Raw genomic sequence first — 18,117 nt, 5'->3', positions numbered from 1 at the left:
CTGCTAATCGCGCGCGCGCGAGACGGGGCGACCGGGGGCGGTGGACGCGGAATTCGTTGCCCTCGGGGTCCGTCATGACCGTCCAGGAGCCGCCCCGCTCCGTGACCTCGCGGACGAGGGCGGCGCCCAGGGACTCCAGGCGGGCGACCTCCTCCTTGCGTGCGCCGGCCCTGCACCCGTGATCGACGATCTTCCGTGTGTCGGTAACGCTCCAGGACGCGACGGGCGTCGGATGGACGCGGCCCCGGTGACCCTCGGCCAGGAGTTCGGCGGCACGCGGCGCGGATCCGGTACGGCATCGAACGGCTTCGGGCCTCTCTGCCCCGCCTCGCCGAGCTGCCGCCGGCCGAAGCGCGTGACCACTTCGAGGCCCGCAGAGCCGAGGACGCGATCGCGGAGACCAGCGGACACAGGGACAGGCGCTCGACGAGCCGTGAACCGCCCCGCTACTTATAGTGCTCATTCAGTAACACTGTGAGAAGGGATGGTCTCTCATGTCTGTGACCGTGTACGCCGACGTCGACTACAAGGGCAAGAGCGCCACGCTCGCCCAGGGACGCCACAAGCTCGACCCGTCCATGAACGACTGCATCTCCTCCGTCCGCGTGCCGTCCGGATGGAAGGCGACGCTCTACGAGCACGCGGACTTCACCGGGGCGCAGATCACCCTGGACGCGGACACCCGGAGAGTGGACGGCGCCCTCCACGACAAGGCGTCCGCGATCGTCGTCGCCGAGATGGACGAGGACGACGGCCAGTACGTCTTCTCCGCGGAGAACGGTGACAACTGGTTCTACTTCGAGGACCGGTCGTCGTCCTGACCGCCGCCGCATCCGCCGTCCTGGTCGACGCAGACCGCGACGCGCGGATGGCGAGAGATCCGTCGGTGGCCCTGAGCGGCGGTGGTGCGGACCAACACCACGGCGCTTGCCGCTTCTTCCGCCTGATGCAGGGGTGAGGAACAGGCACTCAGCTTGTTCTTTGACCTTTCAACCGCTGTAGGGCGGCAAGTGTCTTCTCACGGCGGACGGTTTCGCCCACGCCGTAGCGGGGCCCCCGGCGCCGTCGGGGACCTCGCGCCGGACGGCGGACCGTTCGACCAGACCCTCGCCGGTCAGCGAGCAGGCCACCGGAGCCGTGCGCCACCGCTCCGTAGAAGCGACGCCGCCCCGGGTGAGGCATCCGGTGATCTGCTGGAGGCTCCATGGGGGCGGGCACGGGTGCTCGGGATCGGCAGGGCGGTGACGCGTTCGCGCATGCCCGGCAGCCCTACGCCGGGCTTCGGCGCAGGGCCCGGCGTCGCCCTGCCGGCATCATCGATGCGTAGCGCGAGAACGTCCGGACGGCAGTCGATCCGGACCGACGCCGTGCCGGCGTCCGCGTGACGGGCGATGTTGGTCAGCGACTCCTGAACGATCCGGTAGACGGTCCGCCCCACCGCGGCCGGCACGTCGTGCCGCTGTCCCCCGATCGTCAGCGTCGCCTCCAGGCCGGTCCTGCTCGCTCGTTCCACCAGTTCCGGGACGTGGTCGAGGCCGCGCGGCGGGGCCGTGTCGTCGTCGCGCGGCGCCTGAAGGGGCGCGCGCAGCTCCCGGGTCGCCTCACGTGCGGCCTCCTGGATCACCGGCAGGGCCTCCGGGAAGGGGCGGCAAGCGTTCGCCGCTTCGGGAGGCGGTCCCGGGGGCCGCAGCTTTCGAATGGTCCGTGAGCCGCGGCAACACCGGTCGCCGCTCCCGGGGAGCTCGATGGTGGCCGCGGCGAAGCCCTCCGCCGCGGAGCGTCGGGCCCGGGCCACCAGCCGGGGGTACATGGTGCGCAGTCCGAGCGGGGGGTGGCCGAGCAGGATCAGCGGGACCGGTGCGGATGCGGCTACGGGCGTCCACAGGATGCCGGGGATCTCGCCCAGGGTGAATGCGCGCTCGAGGACACCGTCGTCGAGACGCTGTTCAGAAATGAAGTGCACGGTCGTGCCTTTCGGGAGTGCACTGGAACGGCGCTCCCGGACGACGACCTATCGCCCGACCGTGACCCTGGAGGAGAGCACCCATGTCGATACGTTCACGGGTACCACCTCCTCGTCCTCTCGCACGGCCTCCGGGAACGTAGCAGTGGTCGCGGTGGTCCGCCAAACGGATTCCTGCCCGGGCTCCCTGACCGGACGCCAAGGAGCCGGCACACGACTTCTCCACCTGGGTGCTGCCTCGGGTCCGGCCGTTCGGGGTGGTGGGTTCGTTCAGGGTGTGGGAGGGACGGCGCGGGTGAGGGGTTCCAGGTCTCCGTAGAGGGCGGCGTGGAGCGCGGCCGCGAGTTCACGGGCTCGGTCTTCGCTGCGCACGCCGTGCATCATGAAGTAGATCGGTCCCGGGTAGGCGTCCAGATCGACCTCACGGTTTTGGACCAGGCGGGTGATCGCGGCCCGGGCCGCCTCGTTCACGGCGTCGTCGACGGTGTGGCCGGAGCCTGCGGTGAGTGTGTCTGCTTTGACGATCCACTGCCGGCGCTCTTCGGATTCGATGGCGACGAACACGGCATGCTGCGCCATGGCCTGCCGGTATGCGGCGTGGAAGGCGTCGGTGCCCGTGGCGTCCGGGATGAGGTGTGCGGGGCAGGGGACGGGGAGAGACTGCACGAGGGAATTGTGTCAAAGATCCCCAGGTGAGGCATGAGTATGCTTTTGGAGTTCTTCGGTGGCGGCCTGCTGGGGGCCCGTGTGAGGTGGACGGGCCGGAGCGAGGGGGGATTGCTCGTGTGCCGGTAGGTGCGGGGGCAGGCGCCTTGTATGCGGTCTCTCCAGGACATACGGGAGCAGCACGCGGGTGCAGACCCGTCGTCCGCCGATACTCCGCAGTACACGGGTGACACTCCAGCGGAGCCCGGCACTGAGTAGGTCATGCTGCTTCGGAAGGAGAACGAGCAGCTCAAACGTGCTGTGGAGAGTCGGCCCCGTCTGGCCCCGTGTGACCGGCGCCGAATCGACCGGACGCCCCCGGGGCTGGTGGGGGGCGTTGCGCGGACCGCAAGGCGGTGTGCGATGGTCTGCCACGCACCGGCCGCGGCACGGGTGCGTCCGTCCTGCTGACCTGATGCTCGGAGTGTTGGACGGCCCCGCCGCACGGGCGCGGCGGGGCCGTCCCGGAGGAGCTCGGTCATCGGTGTGGCCGAGACGGGGACGTCGCGCAGGAAGCCGGCCTGTGCCGTCCGGGATGAACAGCAGGCCTCCTGCGCCACGGTGGAGACGAGCAACCTCGCGCACGGCCCCGTGCAGCGTTCTCCCGGATCAACCCTTTGCTTGAGCAGAACCGCACCAGTCGGCGATGACACGACGCGTCCCCCACCACACGACCATGATCGACGATCAGGAGCTCGATGCCTCACCGCCTACCGTGCACGAGCTCGTCAGTCGGTGTCTGTCGCTGCCAGGACGGCTGTCCGGCGGCGGCCGGGGAAGAGCGCGGCTGTGCCGTAGTCGGAGCCGATGTCGTTGGGGAACCACTCCGCGTCCGCAGCTCCATGACGTCGAGCAAGCCGTCGAGGGTCCGTCGATCGTGGTCTGGGATGATCGCACGGTGAGTGATACGAGGGTGTCGGCCGTGGAGGCTGTGGAGACACATGTCCGGGCGTTCTTCGAGGGACACTCCGTGGAGGGCGTCGACTACGACCTCGGGCCGGAACGGCGAGCGGTGGTGCCCGATCTGCGAGTTCTCGTCGTGGGGCCCGGTCCCCGCAGCGACGGCTGGGCTTATGTGACCGCCGGGTGCTGGGCCGCGATGGAGAAGGACGGTCACGGACTTGAGTTCGTCATGACCGCCCACGTCCGCGACCAGCGGTTCATCGAGCTCATGGCGATGATCGCCTACTACCATTGCGGAGGACATCAGCTCGACCTGGAGCACAGCATGCCGATCGGTGAACCGTGGGTGCCGGGGTCGACCTGCGATCACCTGTTGATCAGCCTGCCCTATCTCCACGGCCCTGACCTGGAACACTGTCCCGTTCCCGGAGGTCACGCCCGCATTCTGTGGACCCTGCCCGTGACAACAGCCGAGATCGTGTTCCGCAGGCGTCACGGGCATGAGGCGTTGGAGCAGCTCTTCGACCAGGCAGAGATCAACCCCATTGATCCTTTCAGGGCGTCGGTCGCCTGAGGTTCTGAGCACGGCGGTCACCGTGTGTGGTCACCGGGGGCGTATCGGATCCAGGTTCCGCCGGCTTCGGTGACCAGGCGGGTGGCTGTCTTGTCGTGGTGACCGAGCGCCTGATCCGTCCGGGGACAGTGAGTCCGTTCCGCGCGGCCCGCATCCCCGCCGGCAGGTCGGCCGGCTGTTCTTCGAGGCCGTCCAGTTCCGCGTGCCGCGCGGTGATCCGCTCCGGCAGATCCGGGGCCGGAGAAGGAGCCCGAGCGGTTTGTCGTCAGTGTGCCCAGGGCAATCGCACCGTCTCGATCTCGAAGTCGTTCAGCAACGCGTCGATGAGGGCCGGGGGCCCGGCGACCTTGGTGGCCCACAGGTCGTAGTCGGTGCACAGGACCCATGAGCGGTCGGCGGCCCAGAGGTTGGACGGGCTGAAGTCGGCCTCGGACCGGTCGTAGAGGACCTCGGCGTCGCCAAGCCGACCCGCACGCACGTGGAGGTCGTCGAAGTCGGCGGCTCCGAGCGTCAGCGGGCTGTAGTAGGCCAGGCAGCGGGCGTCCGGGCCCCCGGGACTGTACTGGGTGAGGACGGCGATCAGCCGGTTCCAGGTCTCACGGTCCAGGCTCCCCTCGGTCGGCGGGACCATGCCCAGCGGCCGGCTTCCCCCCTTCGTGGCCGAGGGGAAGCAACGGTGGGAGGGCATCAGCCCGTCGGGCACGACCGGGTCGCCGGTCCGCCGGGCAAGCTCGGCCCAGCGCAGCCGTCGCCAGCCGGGGCCCGGGTGCCGGGCGCGGCCCAGCCCTCCTCCCGTGGCGACGCCCACGGCGTCGAGGTCGATGCCCGCGACGAGGTGGGGCAGGGCGCTTCCGTCCGCCGGACGTGCCCGGTGGTGCTCGTGGGACGACACATCGGGCGGCCCCTGTTCGTACATGGCGTTGAGCACCCACACCGCGTCGGGCATCGCCGGAGGCATGAACCCGGTCAGGCCGTCGCCGCACAGCTCCAGCAGCCAGTCGGCGGCCCCGGCCGGCACGAGCGGCCACAGGCTTGACAACGGGTTCGACTCCTCGGACATGCGCTCATCGTTCCAGATACGAAGCGGCCCTGCGGCGAGGGGACGACATCCCGCCGCCCCGACCCCGGGCAGGGGCTCAGGCCGGTGTGTTCGGTTCCCGCGGCAGCGAAGGCCGACCACCAGGAGTCACCGGGTGAACCCTCATCCGAACGGGCAGGGGAGCCAGACCTGTCGCGCCATGCGTGTCCAGCCGCATCGGCGCGGAGCCGCATCGACGCGAGAACATCGGCACCTCAACAGCTCGGACCCGCAGGGAAGGAGCGGCGCCACGGCCTGCTTCCTCGTACGGGACCTCGCGGCCCCCCGCTGGGCAGGAACGGCGGTGCTTCAGCGACTGGTGCCCGCAGCGTGGAACTCGTGGAGGCGTACGCGCAGGCGGGCACGGGCGCGGGTGACAGGATCGTCGCACGAGGGGGAGCCGCGGACCCGTTTCCCCCTATCCTGCGCTGATGGACGATTGGCAGCGCTGGGAACACCGGGTGCAGTGCGCCGCGCATCCGGCCGTGTACCGGCTGCTGCGCGCCGTCGCGGCGCGTGGGCCAGTGGTGCGGGTGCCGCGCGTCGGCGTGCTCGTGAGCGATGCCCGGCTGGCCCGGGAGGTCCTCATGGACACCGACGCCTACACCAAGACAGGACCGGGCGCGGCGGCGCAGCTGTGGACCCCGATACTGGGCCCGCGGGTGCTCATCAACATGGACGGCGAGGAACACGCGGCGTTGCGCCGCCGGCTCGCCGGCCTGTTCACCCCGGCGCACGTCGCCGGTGTGTGCGAGCGGGTGCTCGCTGCACCGCTCGCCCGCATGACGCAGAGGCTCGCGGCGGGGGAGGAGAGCGACCTCGTGGAAGTCGTACGGGAGGGCGCCGGCGCGGTCATACGGGAGCTCGTCGGACTGACCGACGCCGCCGACCACTTCGCCGAGGCCTCGGCGGTGGTCTCGACGGTCCGGCTGTGGCGCACCTCGCTGACCGGCCGTCAGGCGGACCGGGCACGGGCAGCGCTGGCGCGGTTGAACCAGGCGGCGGTGGTCGCGTACCGGGCGGGCGACGAGTCCACCGTACCGGGTCGGCTGCGCTCGCTCGGTCTGGACGAGGCGGAGACCAGGGGCGCGGTGGGGATGTTCCTGCTGACGGGGACCGAGACGCTCGTGTCGTTCGTGCCACGGCTCGTGGCGCTGGTCCACGACACCGGACGGGGGCCGGACCGGATCACCGACGCGCTGGTCGAGGAGGCGCTGCGCATCACCTCCCCGACGCCGGTGATGCTGCGCAGCGCCGCGAGGGAGGGCCGGATCGGCGGTGTCCGGGTGGCGGTGGGGGAACGGGTCGTGGTGGCCACGCTGCTGTGCCTGCAGGCGCTCGGCCCCTTCGATCCCGACGGCACACCGGATGCGGGCGCGGGTGCCGGCACGACGCATGCACGGCGACTGTGGTTCGGGGCAGGACCGCACTTCTGCCTGGGCATGCCGCTGGCCATGGCCGAGATCCGAGCGGTGGTCGACGCCCTGCGGCCCTTCCCGGACCTCGTCGTCACCGACCGCCGGCCGGCCCGTGGCGTGCTGATCCCGTCGTACGCCCGGCTGACGGTGCGCGCCGCATGACCCGAGCCGGCAGTTCGTGATCACCGGCCCCTCGCGGCGGCAGGACGCGCGTCGCCCGCCGCCCTGGGCAACGGCGAGCCCGCACCCACGCGATGCTCCCGGCGCAGCACCCGGCGGTCCCGGTCCCGGCGTTCCGGGCGGGGACGCCGAAGGACGGGGATCCCGCTCAGCGTTTGGCCGCCCGTGAAGTACGACGGTGGGCGGACTCGCACGGTGCCGGCGAGCTCCCCGAGAACAGCGCTGCTCACGGGGGGCGTGCGGGCTCGGAGGACTGCGACAACGTCACCGACCCGCGTGAAGTACTGGACGTAGCCGTGGTTCGACCACCGCCATGTCCCGGGAGCCACCGGGCTGCAGGCGGGTGACGGCACGGGGTGGACGTCGGGCTGGTCCCGCACGCCGATCCGGCGCAGGTGGTCGAGGTCCCCCACGGACGCCCGTCTCCTCAGCCGGCTCTCGGGCCGCCGCCGCGCGGCTCGTCTCCCCAGGGGTCACGTGGCCGCCGGGCGAGGCGAGCGGGTCCGCTGATTTCTGGACGAGGAGTCGCAGGAACCCGTGCGTGAGTACTTCGCTGCCAGCCTTCGACGCGGCAGGGCCTGTCCCGGCCCCGTGGGCGGGTGATCAGGGGTACAGCCCGTCGTCGGGCCGTGGGGACGGGCAGGCTGCCGGCGCGAATGCGGTGATGGCGTCGACGAGGTCGGCCGGGGCTTCCAGCGGGATCAGGTGGCCGGTGCGGGGGATCACCATGAAGTCGGCTTGGGAGAGGTGGGGCACCAGGTTGTCGCGGAGCACGTCGACGGGCTCGACCTGGTCCTGTTCTCCGGCGACGACGAGAGCGGGAACGCTGACCCTGCGCGTGTGCTCGGTGATGTCCTGCGCGATGCCGCGCAGTGGCCACTCGGTGCGGGCGGCGTCGGCGACGGTCCGCGAATCGGTCATGATCTGCGCCTTGACCGGAGCGGGCAGCTCGGTCGCGGTGAGGACGTGGTCCCGTGCCCCGGCCACGGACTCGGTGGAGTCGTAGGCGTGCGACAGGGCTTCCCGGTACTCGGGGGTGATGTGTGCGGCGGGCTTCGCCGGGCCGGAGCCGACGAGGACGATGCCGCGCAGGCCGGCGGGCCGGGCGGCCGCGACCAGCTGTGCGACCTTGCCCCCCATCGAATGCCCCACCAGGACGTAGTCGGTGACCCCCGCATCCGCGAGCACGGCGAGCGTGTCGTCGGCGAGCTGACCGAGCGTGTAGGGGCCGGGCAGAGCGCTCGACCGGCTCCACCCGCGGAAGTCGACCGTGAGCACGTCACGGCCCGCCAGGCGGTCGACGACGAGGTCCCAGGTACGGGCGGAACCACCCCAGTAGTGCAGGAACACCAGGGTCGGTCCGGCCCCCGGCCGGTGGTCGTAAGCGGGCAGAAGTGTCTGCTGCGTCATGTTCACGGTGGCTCTTCCGGTCGGTGTTCTGGGCGATCGCCCTGTGTGTTCATTGAAACTTCCGCACCCGGACGGGGCATCGGCGTGACTGGTCGCCCGATGGTGAAAACTGGACACATGAGCGCGATCCGGCAGATGACCTACCGGCCCGCGGGGCGCCGCGCCGCCGCGGTCGAGACGATGACGTTCGGCCGCCTCCGCGAGCTGAACGACGGCGGCACGCAGCGCACCGACTTCCACGTTCTCGCCGTCATCGACGCCGGACCCGGCTCGGTGACGGTCGATTTCCTCCACCACCCGCTCGAGGAGCGGTCCGCGGTGTGGGTTCCACCCGGCGCGGTGCACCGGTGGGACGACATCGCCGAAGTGGCAGGACACCTCGTGCTGTTCGTGCCGACCGCGCCGGTCACCCACGCCACCCGGGAACTCGTCGCCTCCCCGGAGCTGGCCGCGCACTGGAGCATTCCCGACGCCGACTGGCCCTTCGTCGACACGGCGCGCAATCATCTCCTCCTCGAGGCATCCGCCCCGCCCGGTGACTCCTCGACGGAGCTGCCCGAGATCCTGCTCTCCGCGCTCATCGCCCGGCTGCGGCCACCGCACGCCGAAGCACGGCTCACACATCCGGTGTTCCGCTTGTTCCGCTCAAGCGTCGAAGCGCACTTCCGGCAGCACCACGACGCCGGCTACTACGCCCGTGCGCTGGGATACGCGCCCCGCACCCTCTCACGAGCGGTGCAGCGGGCCACCGGCCGCACCGCGAAGGCGTACATCGTCGAACGGATCACCCTGGAGGCCAAACGGCTCCTCGCGCACGACCGCCTCACCGCCGCCCGCTGCGCCGACATGCTCGGCTTCCCAGACCCGTCCAACTTCTCGGTGTTCTTCCACAAGGCCACAGGCAAACGCCCGGGCGCGTGGCAGGCGATGGTGACCGCCGAGTGAGGAGGTGCCCACAAGCCACCGATCCCTGCACGACCGGGGCCGTCGGCCGGGACGGCACGATGGCCCACGCCGCAGTGGCGCACAAGGTCCCCGGCGCGGACTCGGAGGACGAGGCGAGGGACGCCCTTCGCGCCGCGGTGCGGCGCGCACGGGAGGCAGGCCTGACCGTGGCGGCTCTCGGCTCCGCCGGCGACCTGACCCGCGCCGCGCTCCACCGCCCCTCTTCGGAGGGAACGTGAGACAAGGCGACCCTGATCAGGGCGGAGCCTTGCCCGGCTTCCGAAGGCCTGGCCCGCCGCGCGATGGCGATGAGCGGCGCAGGGCGCTTGCCTCAGGTCGGGTAGCGCACGGTGAGGAGGGCTTCGACGTCACCGGACACTGCCTCGTATACGTGCGGGATGTCGGCAGGCCAGTGGGCGTGTTCGCCCGGGCCTGCCTCGACCGGGGCCGAGGCCGCGCCGACGCGGGCGGTGCCGGACAGGACGACGAGGTGCTCCTCGGTGCCCGAGGGGTGGGCGTCCGATTCCTGGACGGCGCCGGTCCGGATGCGGATGCGGTAGATCTCGGTGATGGCGGCCGGGTCCTCGTACCGTTCGACGAGGACCGCGTCCACGGCGCGGCCTGACAGCGGTGCTCGCGCCGGGTCGGGCCCGAGTACGGCAGTGAGGGGGGCACCCAACGCGGTCGTGAGCGCGTAGAGGGTCTCCAGCGTGGCGTTGCGCCGCCCGGCTTCCAGCTCGGAGAGCGTGCCCTTGCCGACGCCGGACCGGCGCGCCAGCGCGGACAGTGAGAGGCCGCGTTCCACGCGTAGCTCACGCAGCCGACTGCCCACCTGCTGAGCCAGCTCCATATCTCCCGCTCTCCACGAGGCCATTGACCGGTTCGGGTCTCATCCCTAGTGTTCCACAAACAGAACGTTCTGTTTATGGAACGAAAGGGAGGCCCCATGACCGTGTCGCGCCTGCAGCACATCCCTGGAATCGGAGTCGACATCGTGGGAGATGCCGCCGATGCAGCCCACGAGCCCGACATGCTGCGGCTCGAGAATCTCGACACCGACCTGCGGCCGCCTCGGATCGCCCTCGACGTGACGCGGCGGACGATCGATGACGACGCCGCAAACAGCTATCTCCCCTTCCACGGCCAGCGCGGCCTGCGTGAGGCTGCCACGGCCCATGTCGGCCGGATCGCCGGCCGCGACTACGACCCGACGGCAAGCTGCGCGATCGTCGCCGGGGGCCTCAACGGCGTCCTCAACGCACTGCTGGCCACCGTCGAGCCGGGGCAGGAGGTGGTGATCGGCGACCCGGTCTATGCCGGCCTCGTCAACAGGATCCGCCTCGCCGGCGGCGTCCCGAGACACGTGCCGTGCCGCCCCACGCCCGCCGGCTGGCGCACCGACCCGTCCGAACTCGCTGCCGCGACAGGGCCGGAGACGGCGGCAGTCCTGGTGATGTCCCCCGCGATGCCCACCGGCGACCTGCTCGGACACGCACACTGGGACGCCTTGGCCCCGGCGGTGGCCGAGCACGGCTGCTGGGTGATCTACGACGCGGCCATGGAGCGCATCCGGTTCGACGGACAGGCCCCGGAGCACCCCGCTGCCCATCCCCAACTGGCGGAGCACACCATCACGGTGGGCTCCGCGTCCAAGGAGCTGCGGCTCATCGGCTGGCGGGTCGGCTGGGTCGTCGGTCCGCCGCGCATCATGGCCGACGTCGCCCTGGTCGGCATGGCCAACGTGGTGACTCCCGTCGGCATCGCCCAGCAGGCGGTGGCTGCTGCTCTCGACGCCCCGGACGCGGACGCCGACATGGCCGCGGCCGTCCGTACCTGGCGGCAACGCTGCGACTTGGTCCTGTCGGAGCTGGCCGACTATCCGTGTGTACGGCCGCACGGCGGCTGGTCGTTGCTCATCGACACCACCACGCTGGGCCTCACCCCGGCCGAGGCGTCCGAACGGCTCTTCCGGCACGGGAAGGTGGCAGCGACCCCGATGACCGGTTGGGGCCCACACGGCAGCCACCATCTGCGGCTGGTCTTCGCCAACGAGCCCGTCGAACGCCTCGACGGGCTGCGGGACCGCTTCGTAGCCGCCTTCGGCTAGGGTCCGTCGCGAAAGTGGATCTTGGCCGTGGACGATCACGTTCCGCGGGGCGTGGGGACCTGACGAACGAGCAGTGGGCCCGACCGGAGCCGTTGTTGCCGCGGGACACCGAGCCGGGCCGGGACGCCCGCCGGTATGGACGCGACGGCAACTGGTGGACGGCATGCGGTGGCGGACGCGAACCGGTGCTCCCTGGCGTGACGTGCCCGAACGCCACGGCCCCTGGGACCGGTTCTACGACCCGTTCGTTCCGGCGCTGGCAGCGTGATGGCACCTGGGCCAGGACCGTCCCTCAGCTTCAGTCCCAGGCGGACGCGAAGGGCCTGAACGCCTGGGACGTGAATGTCGACTCCACCGTGTGCCGGGCTCATCCGCGCGGTCTTCTACTGGGGCGCGACGGCCGCGAGTACTCCCCGTGCAGCCGTTCCGTCCGGCCAGGTCCACCCGGCGACGAGGAGTCCGGACGACTTCTGCGCGGCCTCAGCAGGCCGCAGGACGCGGTTGACCTGAATGTCGAGCCCGTCGTCAGGGCCAGTTCCGTGCACGGTGACGGTCGGGTCGGGGGTGTCGCTCTTGTTCTGGTGCTGCGGCGTCGCCTCACCGCGCAGGAGGGCGCGCAACTGCGCCATCACCACCGGATCGTGGACGCCGTCGTAGATCCACCGGGTGCCGAGCACTCCGTGCTCGGAGGTGCCGATCAGTGCCTTGCCGGGGCCGCCCTCGAGCGCCGCACCGCGGTATCCCATCGGCACCAGATATGCCACCGGCTCCTGCGCGGTGGCATCCGCCACGATCATGAACTCGATCCCGACAGCGCCCTCCGGGTCGTCCAGACGGAACCCGCCGGCCTTGACCAGTTCCGGCGTTTCCGCGTCGCCCACGTACCAGCTCTGCTTCGGGAGCCAGCCGGTGAGCAGCTCCAGCTTGCCGGGTGTCATGGTGGTCCGGTGTATGGAGGCCATGCGATCTCCCTCATGCGTAGGTCTGGGTGTGATCGAATCTATAGGGAAACGGCCGTGCTTCCCGAGCGGCAGCGAGTGACCTCGTAAACCTTCCTGTTGTCCTTGTGGCCTTTGACAGCCGCGTTCCCGCCCTGGAGGAGCTCTGGGTCTCCGGCCGCCGCATCCTTCGCGTGTCGCCGCTGCCGCTGCTGACAGCTCCGGCCCTCCCCGGGGTGTCTCCCTGCGCGACCTCTTGCTCAGGGCAGGCGGCGGGTGGCCTCGCTCGCCAAAGCGCGAACCCACGACCTCTTCGTCCGAAGCAACTTGGGCGAGGCCTCGCCGGGTGACGTCGTGACGGTTTCCGTTGGTCAGCGACATCGCAAGGGGTGTTCCGTGCCGGTCGGTGAGCGCATGGTGCTTGCTGCCCCGGCGGCCGCGGTCGACCGGCGAAGGTGTCGGTGTGAGCCCCCCTTCAGGGCCCGGACGTGCGAGCCGTCGACTGCGGCGTCCTCCATGTCCAACAGTCCGGCCAGTCCGGCCTTGCGGAGTTCCCCGAGGAGCATCTCGTGCAGGCGGGGCCAGGCGTCGGCCTCGGTCCAGTCCCGCAGCCGCCGCCAGCACGTCACCCTGCTGCGGCCGATCGTCTCGGTCGCCACGTCCGCCCAGGTCACAAGGGACTGTGCGCCCGGACCGACGCCTGGGAAGAAGCCCTCGAGGAGGAAGTCGAGCAGACGGCGGACGAAAGCACGACAGAGCCGATCGGCCACCAGTACGACCTGTCGATCCCGCCCGGCTGACGTGTGGGCGGCTTCGCCTCCTGGCACGCGACCGACCCGCGTCCCATGGACTGCCTGACCTGCGCGACACCCATGCACCTGCTGCTGACCATCGACAGCTCGGAAGGGGACGGCGGCAGCGGCAGCTGGAAACCGCTGGAGGACCGGAACCAGCCCACTCACGGTTGCGCCACTCCCACACAGGTCACCGTGGGCCGCTGGGGTGAGCTCAACGTGTTCGCCTGTCCCGACGATCCCGAGCATCCGCACCGCTGGAGCGTCCAGTAGCTTGTCGTGCCCCTGGGGGAACACTGTGCCCCGGTGGCGGGCCCGAGCGCGGACAGCACCGCTTTCACCGGGCAGCCGCCCGCCGCCGGGACGGACAGCCACGCCGTCGCGCATTCGCTGTGGACGGTACGTGTCTGCGCGGAGCCGTCCGGCGAGACGGCAGCCACGTCTTCGTCCTCACCGTCGTCCGCCACGACGACGCCCTGACCGCCGCACTGCGCGAAATCGGCGCCAAGACCAACGAAATCCCCGCGTTCGCCCTGCTTCCGGACGCCGTTGACGACACGGATCCGGCCGACGCCGTCGTCACGGTGGACGTCCTCCACACCCAGAAGGACCACGCCCGCTCTCCGGCGGAAGACCGCCGGGCGAACCGGTCCTCGCCAGGCTCGTCGGATCCGTGGCAGGTGGGCCATGAGGGTGGATCTGCGGGCGCGGCCGGAATGGGCTTCATGACGGGGTGGCAATTTATGCGTTGATACGCAAAGTGCCTATGTGTAGGAGCAGGGTGGCCATGCCCGACCACACGCAGCTGCGGCGGGCGACCGCCTGGGCGAGGACGGCTGCCGTTGAGGAAGCGGACGCCGCCCGTGCCGCAGCCGCCCTGGACGAGACATCCGTCCAGCCCGGGCTGGGCCATGACCTTGCCGATGACGGCTGCGGGCCCGGCTCCACTGTGCTGGAACCCGGGCGGCTGTACCGGAGGATCAGCGGCAGGGACGACCGGGCGCGGCCCGTCAGCGATGAGGAACTGGCGCTGCTCAAGGACCCGATGGCGGCCGGATTCTTCCGCGTGGGCACCTTTCCCACCACCGTGCAGGACCTGCTGTCCCGACTCCCCGCGACGGCCGCCGCCTCACGGAAGGTGTATCTGGTCAGCGAGGCCGGTCAGATCCCGCCGGAGGCCCTCGGCGAGCGCGACATGCGGTTCGCGATCACCACCGCCGTGGCGGGCGGTCAGGCCGACCTTCTGGTCAGCACCCAGGCCGGAGGCGACCCCGAGGAGGGGTTCCTTCAGGTCGCGGCATGGGATCCCGAGGCGAGGGTCTTCAATTTCTATGCCCGCTTCGCATCCAGCTGGGTGTGGGCGGGCAACTCCTGGGACGCTCTGGAGCCCGACTCGCGGGGCAGGGGCTGCTTCGACAGTCACGTCAACGGCAGCGCCGTGATGAAGGAGCTGAGGATCCCCTGGATCAACTGGCAGTCCGAGCGCGCCACGATCCGGCTCGCCGAGGACGATCCGCTGCGCCATGACCAGCTGTTCCAGCAGGTCATCGGAGCCCAGCAGCTGGAGCTGACGGTCAGGTCCCTCATCACCCGGTGGACGGCGGCCCGCCTGGCCGCGGTCACCGCGAACGGCGTGGTGGACCACCCCGACCGGCTGCTGCGTCATCTGTTCACCAGCACCGCGGTCAATCTCACCAGCACCGACCGACAGAGCAGCAACATCACGGCGGACAGTCCCGACCTGACGCTGCCCACGGGCTTCTGGCTGAACCAGGACGTCCTGTTCGACGACCTTCGCCTGGCCACACAGGCCGCCCCGCCCAGGGCGCCGGCCGCCCGGTACCTGGCCGGCCTGACCCGGTTCGGCTTCCGGCTGGAGGAGAAGTCCAGCGGGTTCTCGCAGCCGGGCGACACGTTCTTCGCCTTCGTGGTCCCCGAGGCCGCGCACGAGGACAACGAGGTGATCCGGCAGATGGTCCGCCAAGGGCTGGTCCCGGCCAGGTTCGCCGCCTGCGCGCTGATGGTGGACTTTCCCAATCCGGTCTTCAGCTCCGCCCGCAGCCACCTCATGCGGTACGTGCCGACCACGCCGACCAAGGCGGTGGAGCTGTGCGACAAAGTCGCCCGAGCCGTCCTGACCGCCGCACGAACCCTGCCCGCCGACAGTCCCGAGGGCCGCTTCGCCGCACACTGGCAAGTACCTGACGACGCCTGGCGGTCGGTGTTCGGACAGCGGGTGGACACCTATCTGCGCGAGGTCTCCCGGCAGATCCAGACCGAGTCCGGCTTCGACGGCTACGTCCGGCTGGCCGAGTCCCGCCGTCGGCAGTTCCGCCTCATGAAGCTGAATGAGTTCGAGCTCACTCTGCCCGTCACCCACCTTCCCCCCGACGCTCCGCCGCTGGCGATGCGCGAGGACGCCACTGTTGCGGAGCCGGCTTGACGCCGCTCCCCACGAGCCGGCCCGGCATCGGCTTCAACGGCACTGTCCACCGCCGCGTTCCGTCGCTCCGCCCTCACCAGTAAGGAGAACACCATGGCCGGACTCGATGCCTACGGGCCTCCCGGCAACCTCGACGATCTGGACGACTTCGGCCGCAAGGCCTGGAACACGTTCATCTCCGACACCGTCGACGAGGCCGTTCAGGGCCCCGATCCCCAACAGGTGCTGAACGACAGCCCAAGACCACAGTTCTTCAACCTGACCAGCACGGACACGGCCCCGGACCTCCAGCGCGCCCCCATCAAATGGACCGCGTTCCCACGCATCATCAAGATCACCTCCATCGGCGACCTCCAACGATGGCAGCGCGCCGACGCCAGCCGTGACGTCCAGGACGAGTACTGCGAGTGGAGCGTGACCCGCGACGGCTCAGGGAAGATCACCAAGGTCGCTTTCACCTGTGAAGGACCCGAGTATTGGGAGATCCTTGCGCAGACGAATCCGAACAAGGTGCTCGATCTCTACCGGGCATTCATCAGTCCGGACGTACGCATGGAGGATCTGTTCTCGCCCAGCGGCAGATACCAGCCGCGCAACAAGTGGAACAACTCCACGAGCCACGGAGCCATGCACCTGATTCAGCCGAACAACACTCTGGGCGCAGAGATCGAATTGGCCGCGGCGGCCACCCTCCGGCGTGTCATCGACGGCCAGGAACTGACCACGGAGCAGGAGCTCATCACCTGCAGCAAGTACGGTGCCGCAGAGCGCAACAGCGATCCGCACATCGGCGCAGGAGTCAACGCCCTGGCCCGCCAGAAGGCCGACATCACCCTCGCCGACCCCGTGGGCCTGTACTTCGACGGCCTGTCCACCGATGGCTGGGAGACCCCGGACGGCTCCGCCCCCGAGAGCTACTGGACCTACTTGAGAGGCGACTCGGAACATCGTGTCCGCGCCGTCTACGAAGTGCCCCCGGACAAGGGCTTCGGTGTCGGAGACATCACCATCGGCGGCAGGCCCATCGAGTTCGGAGCCCAGATCGCGGACTTCATCACCATCAGGCTCACCGGCATCGCCTGCCGGTTCGGCCGGTCCACGGCCCAGCCGAAGACCGCCTGCAAGGAATTCCCTGCGGTCGACATGCGAGAAGAGAGCTTCAACGCAGCCGCGTTCTCCGCCTCCGGCCGCTTCCTGGATCCCCGTCCCACCCTCTCCCACCGCTCTTCCCGCGCTACCTGACAGGTCCCCTCGCGGCGCGCGTCGCACTTCGCAAGACACGGAGCCTTTTCCCACCTCGCACTGAAGCCGCGAGGTGGAGCGTCCGGACGAAAACCCCTTGCGGTCAAAGGCGGTGGTCGCCCTACGGTTGCTCCCCGTGACCATCGAAATGCCCTACCAGCCACTTCCGATCGACCAGTCGGACGTGCGCTACGTCCACGGACCCGATTCCGCTCCACAGCCGGGCGTACCCGCCGGCGAGACGGTCGCGTTCGACTGGAGGAGCAGCGAGGTCTACCCGGGAACCTTCCGGAAGTTCTGGGTCCACGTGCCTGCACAGTACGACCCGGCGGAACCGGCATCCTTGATGGTGTTCCAGGACGGATGGTGGTACCTGGACCCCGCCGGGGAGGTGCGCGGCGCGATCGTCCTGGACAACCTCATTCACCGCGGCGACATCCCCGTCACGATCGGCGTGTTCGTCGATCCTGGCGTCTTCCCCGACGCGGAGAACCCCAAGAACCGCAACAACGAGTACGACGCCTTCGACGACCGGTACGTCACCTTCCTCCTCACCGAGATCATCCCGCAGGTCGCGAAGCGCTGTGCCATCGCCCGGTCACCCGAACAGTGGGGCATCTGCGGCGGGAGCAGCGGCGGCAACTGTGCCTTCACCGCCGCGTGGCTGCGTCCGGACACGTTCCGCCGCGTCATCGGGTACCTGTCCAGCTTCGCGCAGATGCCGGACGGCAACCCCTACCCGGACCTCATCCCCCGCGTCCCCCGCAAGCCGCTGCGCATCTTCATGCAAGGCGGCCACCGCGACCTGCACTGGAATGAGCCCCAGGGGAACTGGCTCGCCGAGAACCTGCGGGTGGCGGCCGCTCTCGCCGAAGCGGGCTACGACTTCCGCCTCGTCCTGGGAGACGGCGGACACAGCCCCAACCACGGCGGCGTCCTGCTTCCGGACGCTCTGCGCTGGCTGTGGCGGCCCGACGAGGACTGATCGATACCCGCATCGTGCGACCTGGCGCCGACTGCGGTGAGGTGGGCCGCACCCTGGTCGCACAGAGGCGTGAAACTCCTGGCAGGCGAGTTCACGACCAAGAACACTCGCTTGACCGGGAGCACCGTCGTGCATGTCCACCCGTCCGCGACCGACCTGTCCGGCTCACCCGTGCGCTTCCTGACCGGGCAGGCCCTGCCGCCCCGGCCCACCTGCACCGCGGTGACACCTGCATCCGGCTCGCGGCCTCCTTCGGCATGGGGGCAGCCACGGTCCACCGCTACATCCGCGAGGCCGTGGACCTCCTGGCCGCGCTGGTTCCCACGCGTCAACAGACCCTCGAACGCGCGGCAGCCAAGGCGCTCGTGATCCTGGACGGCACCCTCGCCTGCCGTAGGCCTCCGCCGTGCTGCCCGACGCCGTCCACGACAT

At 70.2% G+C, this 18,117-nt stretch carries 18 protein-coding genes and 6 pseudogenes; 14 read left to right on the top strand and 10 right to left on the bottom strand.

Annotated elements, in window-relative coordinates; translation table 11 throughout:
* Positions 1-40: 40 nt before the first annotated feature.
* Positions 41-166: pseudogene (locus ACH4F6_RS34455) on the bottom strand (VOC family protein); the annotation flags it as partial.
* Positions 167-232: 66 nt separating this feature from the next.
* On the opposite strand from ACH4F6_RS34455, the pseudogene aspA reads away from it, so the two are divergent.
* Together aspA and ACH4F6_RS34445 are read left to right on the top strand one after the other, a co-directional pair.
* A pseudogene (aspA, locus tag ACH4F6_RS34450) lies at positions 233-408 on the top strand (aspartate ammonia-lyase); the annotation flags it as partial.
* Positions 409-494: 86 nt separating this feature from the next.
* On the top strand, positions 495-821 hold the full coding sequence (locus tag ACH4F6_RS34445; RefSeq protein WP_397964302.1) for a peptidase inhibitor family I36 protein: 327 nt from the start codon (positions 495-497) through the stop codon (positions 819-821).
* Positions 822-1,114: 293 nt separating this feature from the next.
* On the opposite strand, the gene ACH4F6_RS34440 is transcribed toward ACH4F6_RS34445, so the two are convergent.
* The 3 genes from ACH4F6_RS34440 to ACH4F6_RS34430 all read right to left on the bottom strand — a co-directional run bounded on the left by ACH4F6_RS34440 (position 1,115) and on the right by ACH4F6_RS34430 (position 3,609).
* Positions 1,115-1,963: a sensor histidine kinase gene (locus ACH4F6_RS34440; protein WP_397964301.1), complete on the bottom strand. Its 849-nt coding sequence runs from the start codon at positions 1,961-1,963 to the stop codon at positions 1,115-1,117.
* A gap of 270 nt (positions 1,964-2,233) precedes the next feature.
* Positions 2,234-2,629 carry a hypothetical protein gene (locus tag ACH4F6_RS34435; protein WP_397964300.1) on the bottom strand — a complete coding sequence of 132 codons (396 nt, stop codon included), beginning with the start codon at positions 2,627-2,629 and terminating at the stop codon, positions 2,234-2,236.
* A gap of 767 nt (positions 2,630-3,396) precedes the next feature.
* Positions 3,397-3,609, bottom strand: a complete 213-nt coding sequence (locus tag ACH4F6_RS34430) for a DUF6183 family protein (protein WP_397964299.1) — start codon at positions 3,607-3,609, stop codon at positions 3,397-3,399.
* On the opposite strand from ACH4F6_RS34430, the gene ACH4F6_RS34425 reads away from it, so the two are divergent.
* A complete protein-coding gene (locus ACH4F6_RS34425) occupies positions 3,567-4,145 on the top strand; it encodes a suppressor of fused domain protein (RefSeq protein WP_397964298.1) in 579 nt (192 codons plus the stop codon). The genes ACH4F6_RS34430 and ACH4F6_RS34425 overlap by 43 nt on opposite strands.
* Before the next feature lie 265 nt (positions 4,146-4,410).
* Here ACH4F6_RS34425 and ACH4F6_RS34420 read toward each other — a convergent pair whose 3' ends face one another.
* Complete coding sequence (locus tag ACH4F6_RS34420) at positions 4,411-5,205, bottom strand: hypothetical protein (protein ID WP_397964297.1); 795 nt, start codon at positions 5,203-5,205, stop codon at positions 4,411-4,413.
* A gap of 449 nt (positions 5,206-5,654) precedes the next feature.
* Here ACH4F6_RS34420 and ACH4F6_RS34415 point away from each other — a divergent pair, with 449 nt between their 5' ends.
* On the top strand, positions 5,655-6,803 hold the full coding sequence (locus tag ACH4F6_RS34415) for a cytochrome P450 (RefSeq protein ID WP_397964296.1): 1,149 nt from the start codon (positions 5,655-5,657) through the stop codon (positions 6,801-6,803).
* A 282-nt stretch (positions 6,804-7,085) separates the two neighbouring features.
* Here ACH4F6_RS34415 and ACH4F6_RS34410 read toward each other — a convergent pair whose 3' ends face one another.
* Complete coding sequence (locus tag ACH4F6_RS34410; RefSeq protein WP_397964295.1) at positions 7,086-7,298, bottom strand: hypothetical protein; 213 nt, start codon at positions 7,296-7,298, stop codon at positions 7,086-7,088.
* A gap of 126 nt (positions 7,299-7,424) precedes the next feature.
* Positions 7,425-8,237: an alpha/beta fold hydrolase gene (locus tag ACH4F6_RS34405; protein WP_397964294.1), complete on the bottom strand. Its 813-nt coding sequence runs from the start codon at positions 8,235-8,237 to the stop codon at positions 7,425-7,427.
* Between the two features lie 111 nt (positions 8,238-8,348).
* On the opposite strand from ACH4F6_RS34405, the gene ACH4F6_RS34400 reads away from it, so the two are divergent.
* Positions 8,349-9,176 (top strand): helix-turn-helix domain-containing protein, encoded by an 828-nt coding sequence (locus ACH4F6_RS34400; protein WP_397964293.1) that lies wholly within the window; start codon positions 8,349-8,351, stop codon positions 9,174-9,176.
* Between the two features lie 59 nt (positions 9,177-9,235).
* Positions 9,236-9,415, top strand: a complete 180-nt coding sequence (locus ACH4F6_RS34395) for a hypothetical protein (RefSeq protein WP_397964292.1) — start codon at positions 9,236-9,238, stop codon at positions 9,413-9,415.
* Positions 9,416-9,507: 92 nt separating this feature from the next.
* Here ACH4F6_RS34395 and ACH4F6_RS34390 read toward each other — a convergent pair whose 3' ends face one another.
* Positions 9,508-10,026, bottom strand: coding sequence for a helix-turn-helix domain-containing protein (locus tag ACH4F6_RS34390; RefSeq protein ID WP_397964291.1), 519 nt, complete (start codon positions 10,024-10,026; stop codon positions 9,508-9,510).
* A 96-nt stretch (positions 10,027-10,122) separates the two neighbouring features.
* Here ACH4F6_RS34390 and ACH4F6_RS34385 point away from each other — a divergent pair, with 96 nt between their 5' ends.
* Together ACH4F6_RS34385 and ACH4F6_RS34380 are read left to right on the top strand one after the other, a co-directional pair.
* Positions 10,123-11,283: a pyridoxal phosphate-dependent aminotransferase gene (locus ACH4F6_RS34385; protein WP_397964290.1), complete on the top strand. Its 1,161-nt coding sequence runs from the start codon at positions 10,123-10,125 to the stop codon at positions 11,281-11,283.
* A gap of 163 nt (positions 11,284-11,446) precedes the next feature.
* Positions 11,447-11,551 carry a hypothetical protein gene (locus ACH4F6_RS34380; protein ID WP_397964289.1) on the top strand — a complete coding sequence of 35 codons (105 nt, stop codon included), beginning with the start codon at positions 11,447-11,449 and terminating at the stop codon, positions 11,549-11,551.
* 115 nt (positions 11,552-11,666) lie between these two features.
* Here ACH4F6_RS34380 and ACH4F6_RS34375 read toward each other — a convergent pair whose 3' ends face one another.
* Together ACH4F6_RS34375 and ACH4F6_RS34370 are read right to left on the bottom strand one after the other, a co-directional pair.
* Positions 11,667-12,245, bottom strand: a complete 579-nt coding sequence (locus ACH4F6_RS34375; RefSeq protein WP_397964352.1) for a 1,4-alpha-glucan branching protein — start codon at positions 12,243-12,245, stop codon at positions 11,667-11,669.
* A gap of 318 nt (positions 12,246-12,563) precedes the next feature.
* Positions 12,564-12,892, bottom strand: a pseudogene (locus ACH4F6_RS34370) (transposase); the annotation flags it as partial.
* A gap of 9 nt (positions 12,893-12,901) precedes the next feature.
* On the opposite strand from ACH4F6_RS34370, the pseudogene ACH4F6_RS34365 reads away from it, so the two are divergent.
* From ACH4F6_RS34365 to ACH4F6_RS34340, 6 genes and pseudogenes are all read left to right on the top strand, one after another.
* A pseudogene (locus ACH4F6_RS34365) lies at positions 12,902-13,288 on the top strand (hypothetical protein); the annotation flags it as partial.
* Positions 13,289-13,311: 23 nt separating this feature from the next.
* Positions 13,312-13,632, top strand: a pseudogene (locus tag ACH4F6_RS34360) (ISAs1 family transposase); the annotation flags it as partial.
* A gap of 170 nt (positions 13,633-13,802) precedes the next feature.
* The gene (locus ACH4F6_RS34355) at positions 13,803-15,458 is read left to right on the top strand and encodes a hypothetical protein (protein WP_397964288.1); all 1,656 of its coding nucleotides are present in this window, start codon (positions 13,803-13,805) and stop codon (positions 15,456-15,458) included.
* A 93-nt stretch (positions 15,459-15,551) separates the two neighbouring features.
* Entirely contained in the window at positions 15,552-16,700 is a 1,149-nt protein-coding gene (locus ACH4F6_RS34350; RefSeq protein ID WP_397964287.1) for a hypothetical protein, read from the top strand.
* 136 nt (positions 16,701-16,836) lie between these two features.
* Positions 16,837-17,685, top strand: coding sequence for an alpha/beta hydrolase (locus tag ACH4F6_RS34345; protein ID WP_397964286.1), 849 nt, complete (start codon positions 16,837-16,839; stop codon positions 17,683-17,685).
* Positions 17,664-17,993: pseudogene (locus ACH4F6_RS34340) on the top strand (transposase family protein); the annotation flags it as partial. The gene ACH4F6_RS34345 and the pseudogene ACH4F6_RS34340, both read left to right, overlap by 22 nt.
* Between the last annotated feature and the right edge of the window lie 124 nt (positions 17,994-18,117).

It is taken from the genome of Streptomyces sp. NPDC017936 (assembly GCF_044328485.1).
Classification (GTDB): domain Bacteria; phylum Actinomycetota; class Actinomycetes; order Streptomycetales; family Streptomycetaceae; genus Streptomyces.
This window is presented reverse-complemented; position numbering and strand designations above follow the sequence as displayed.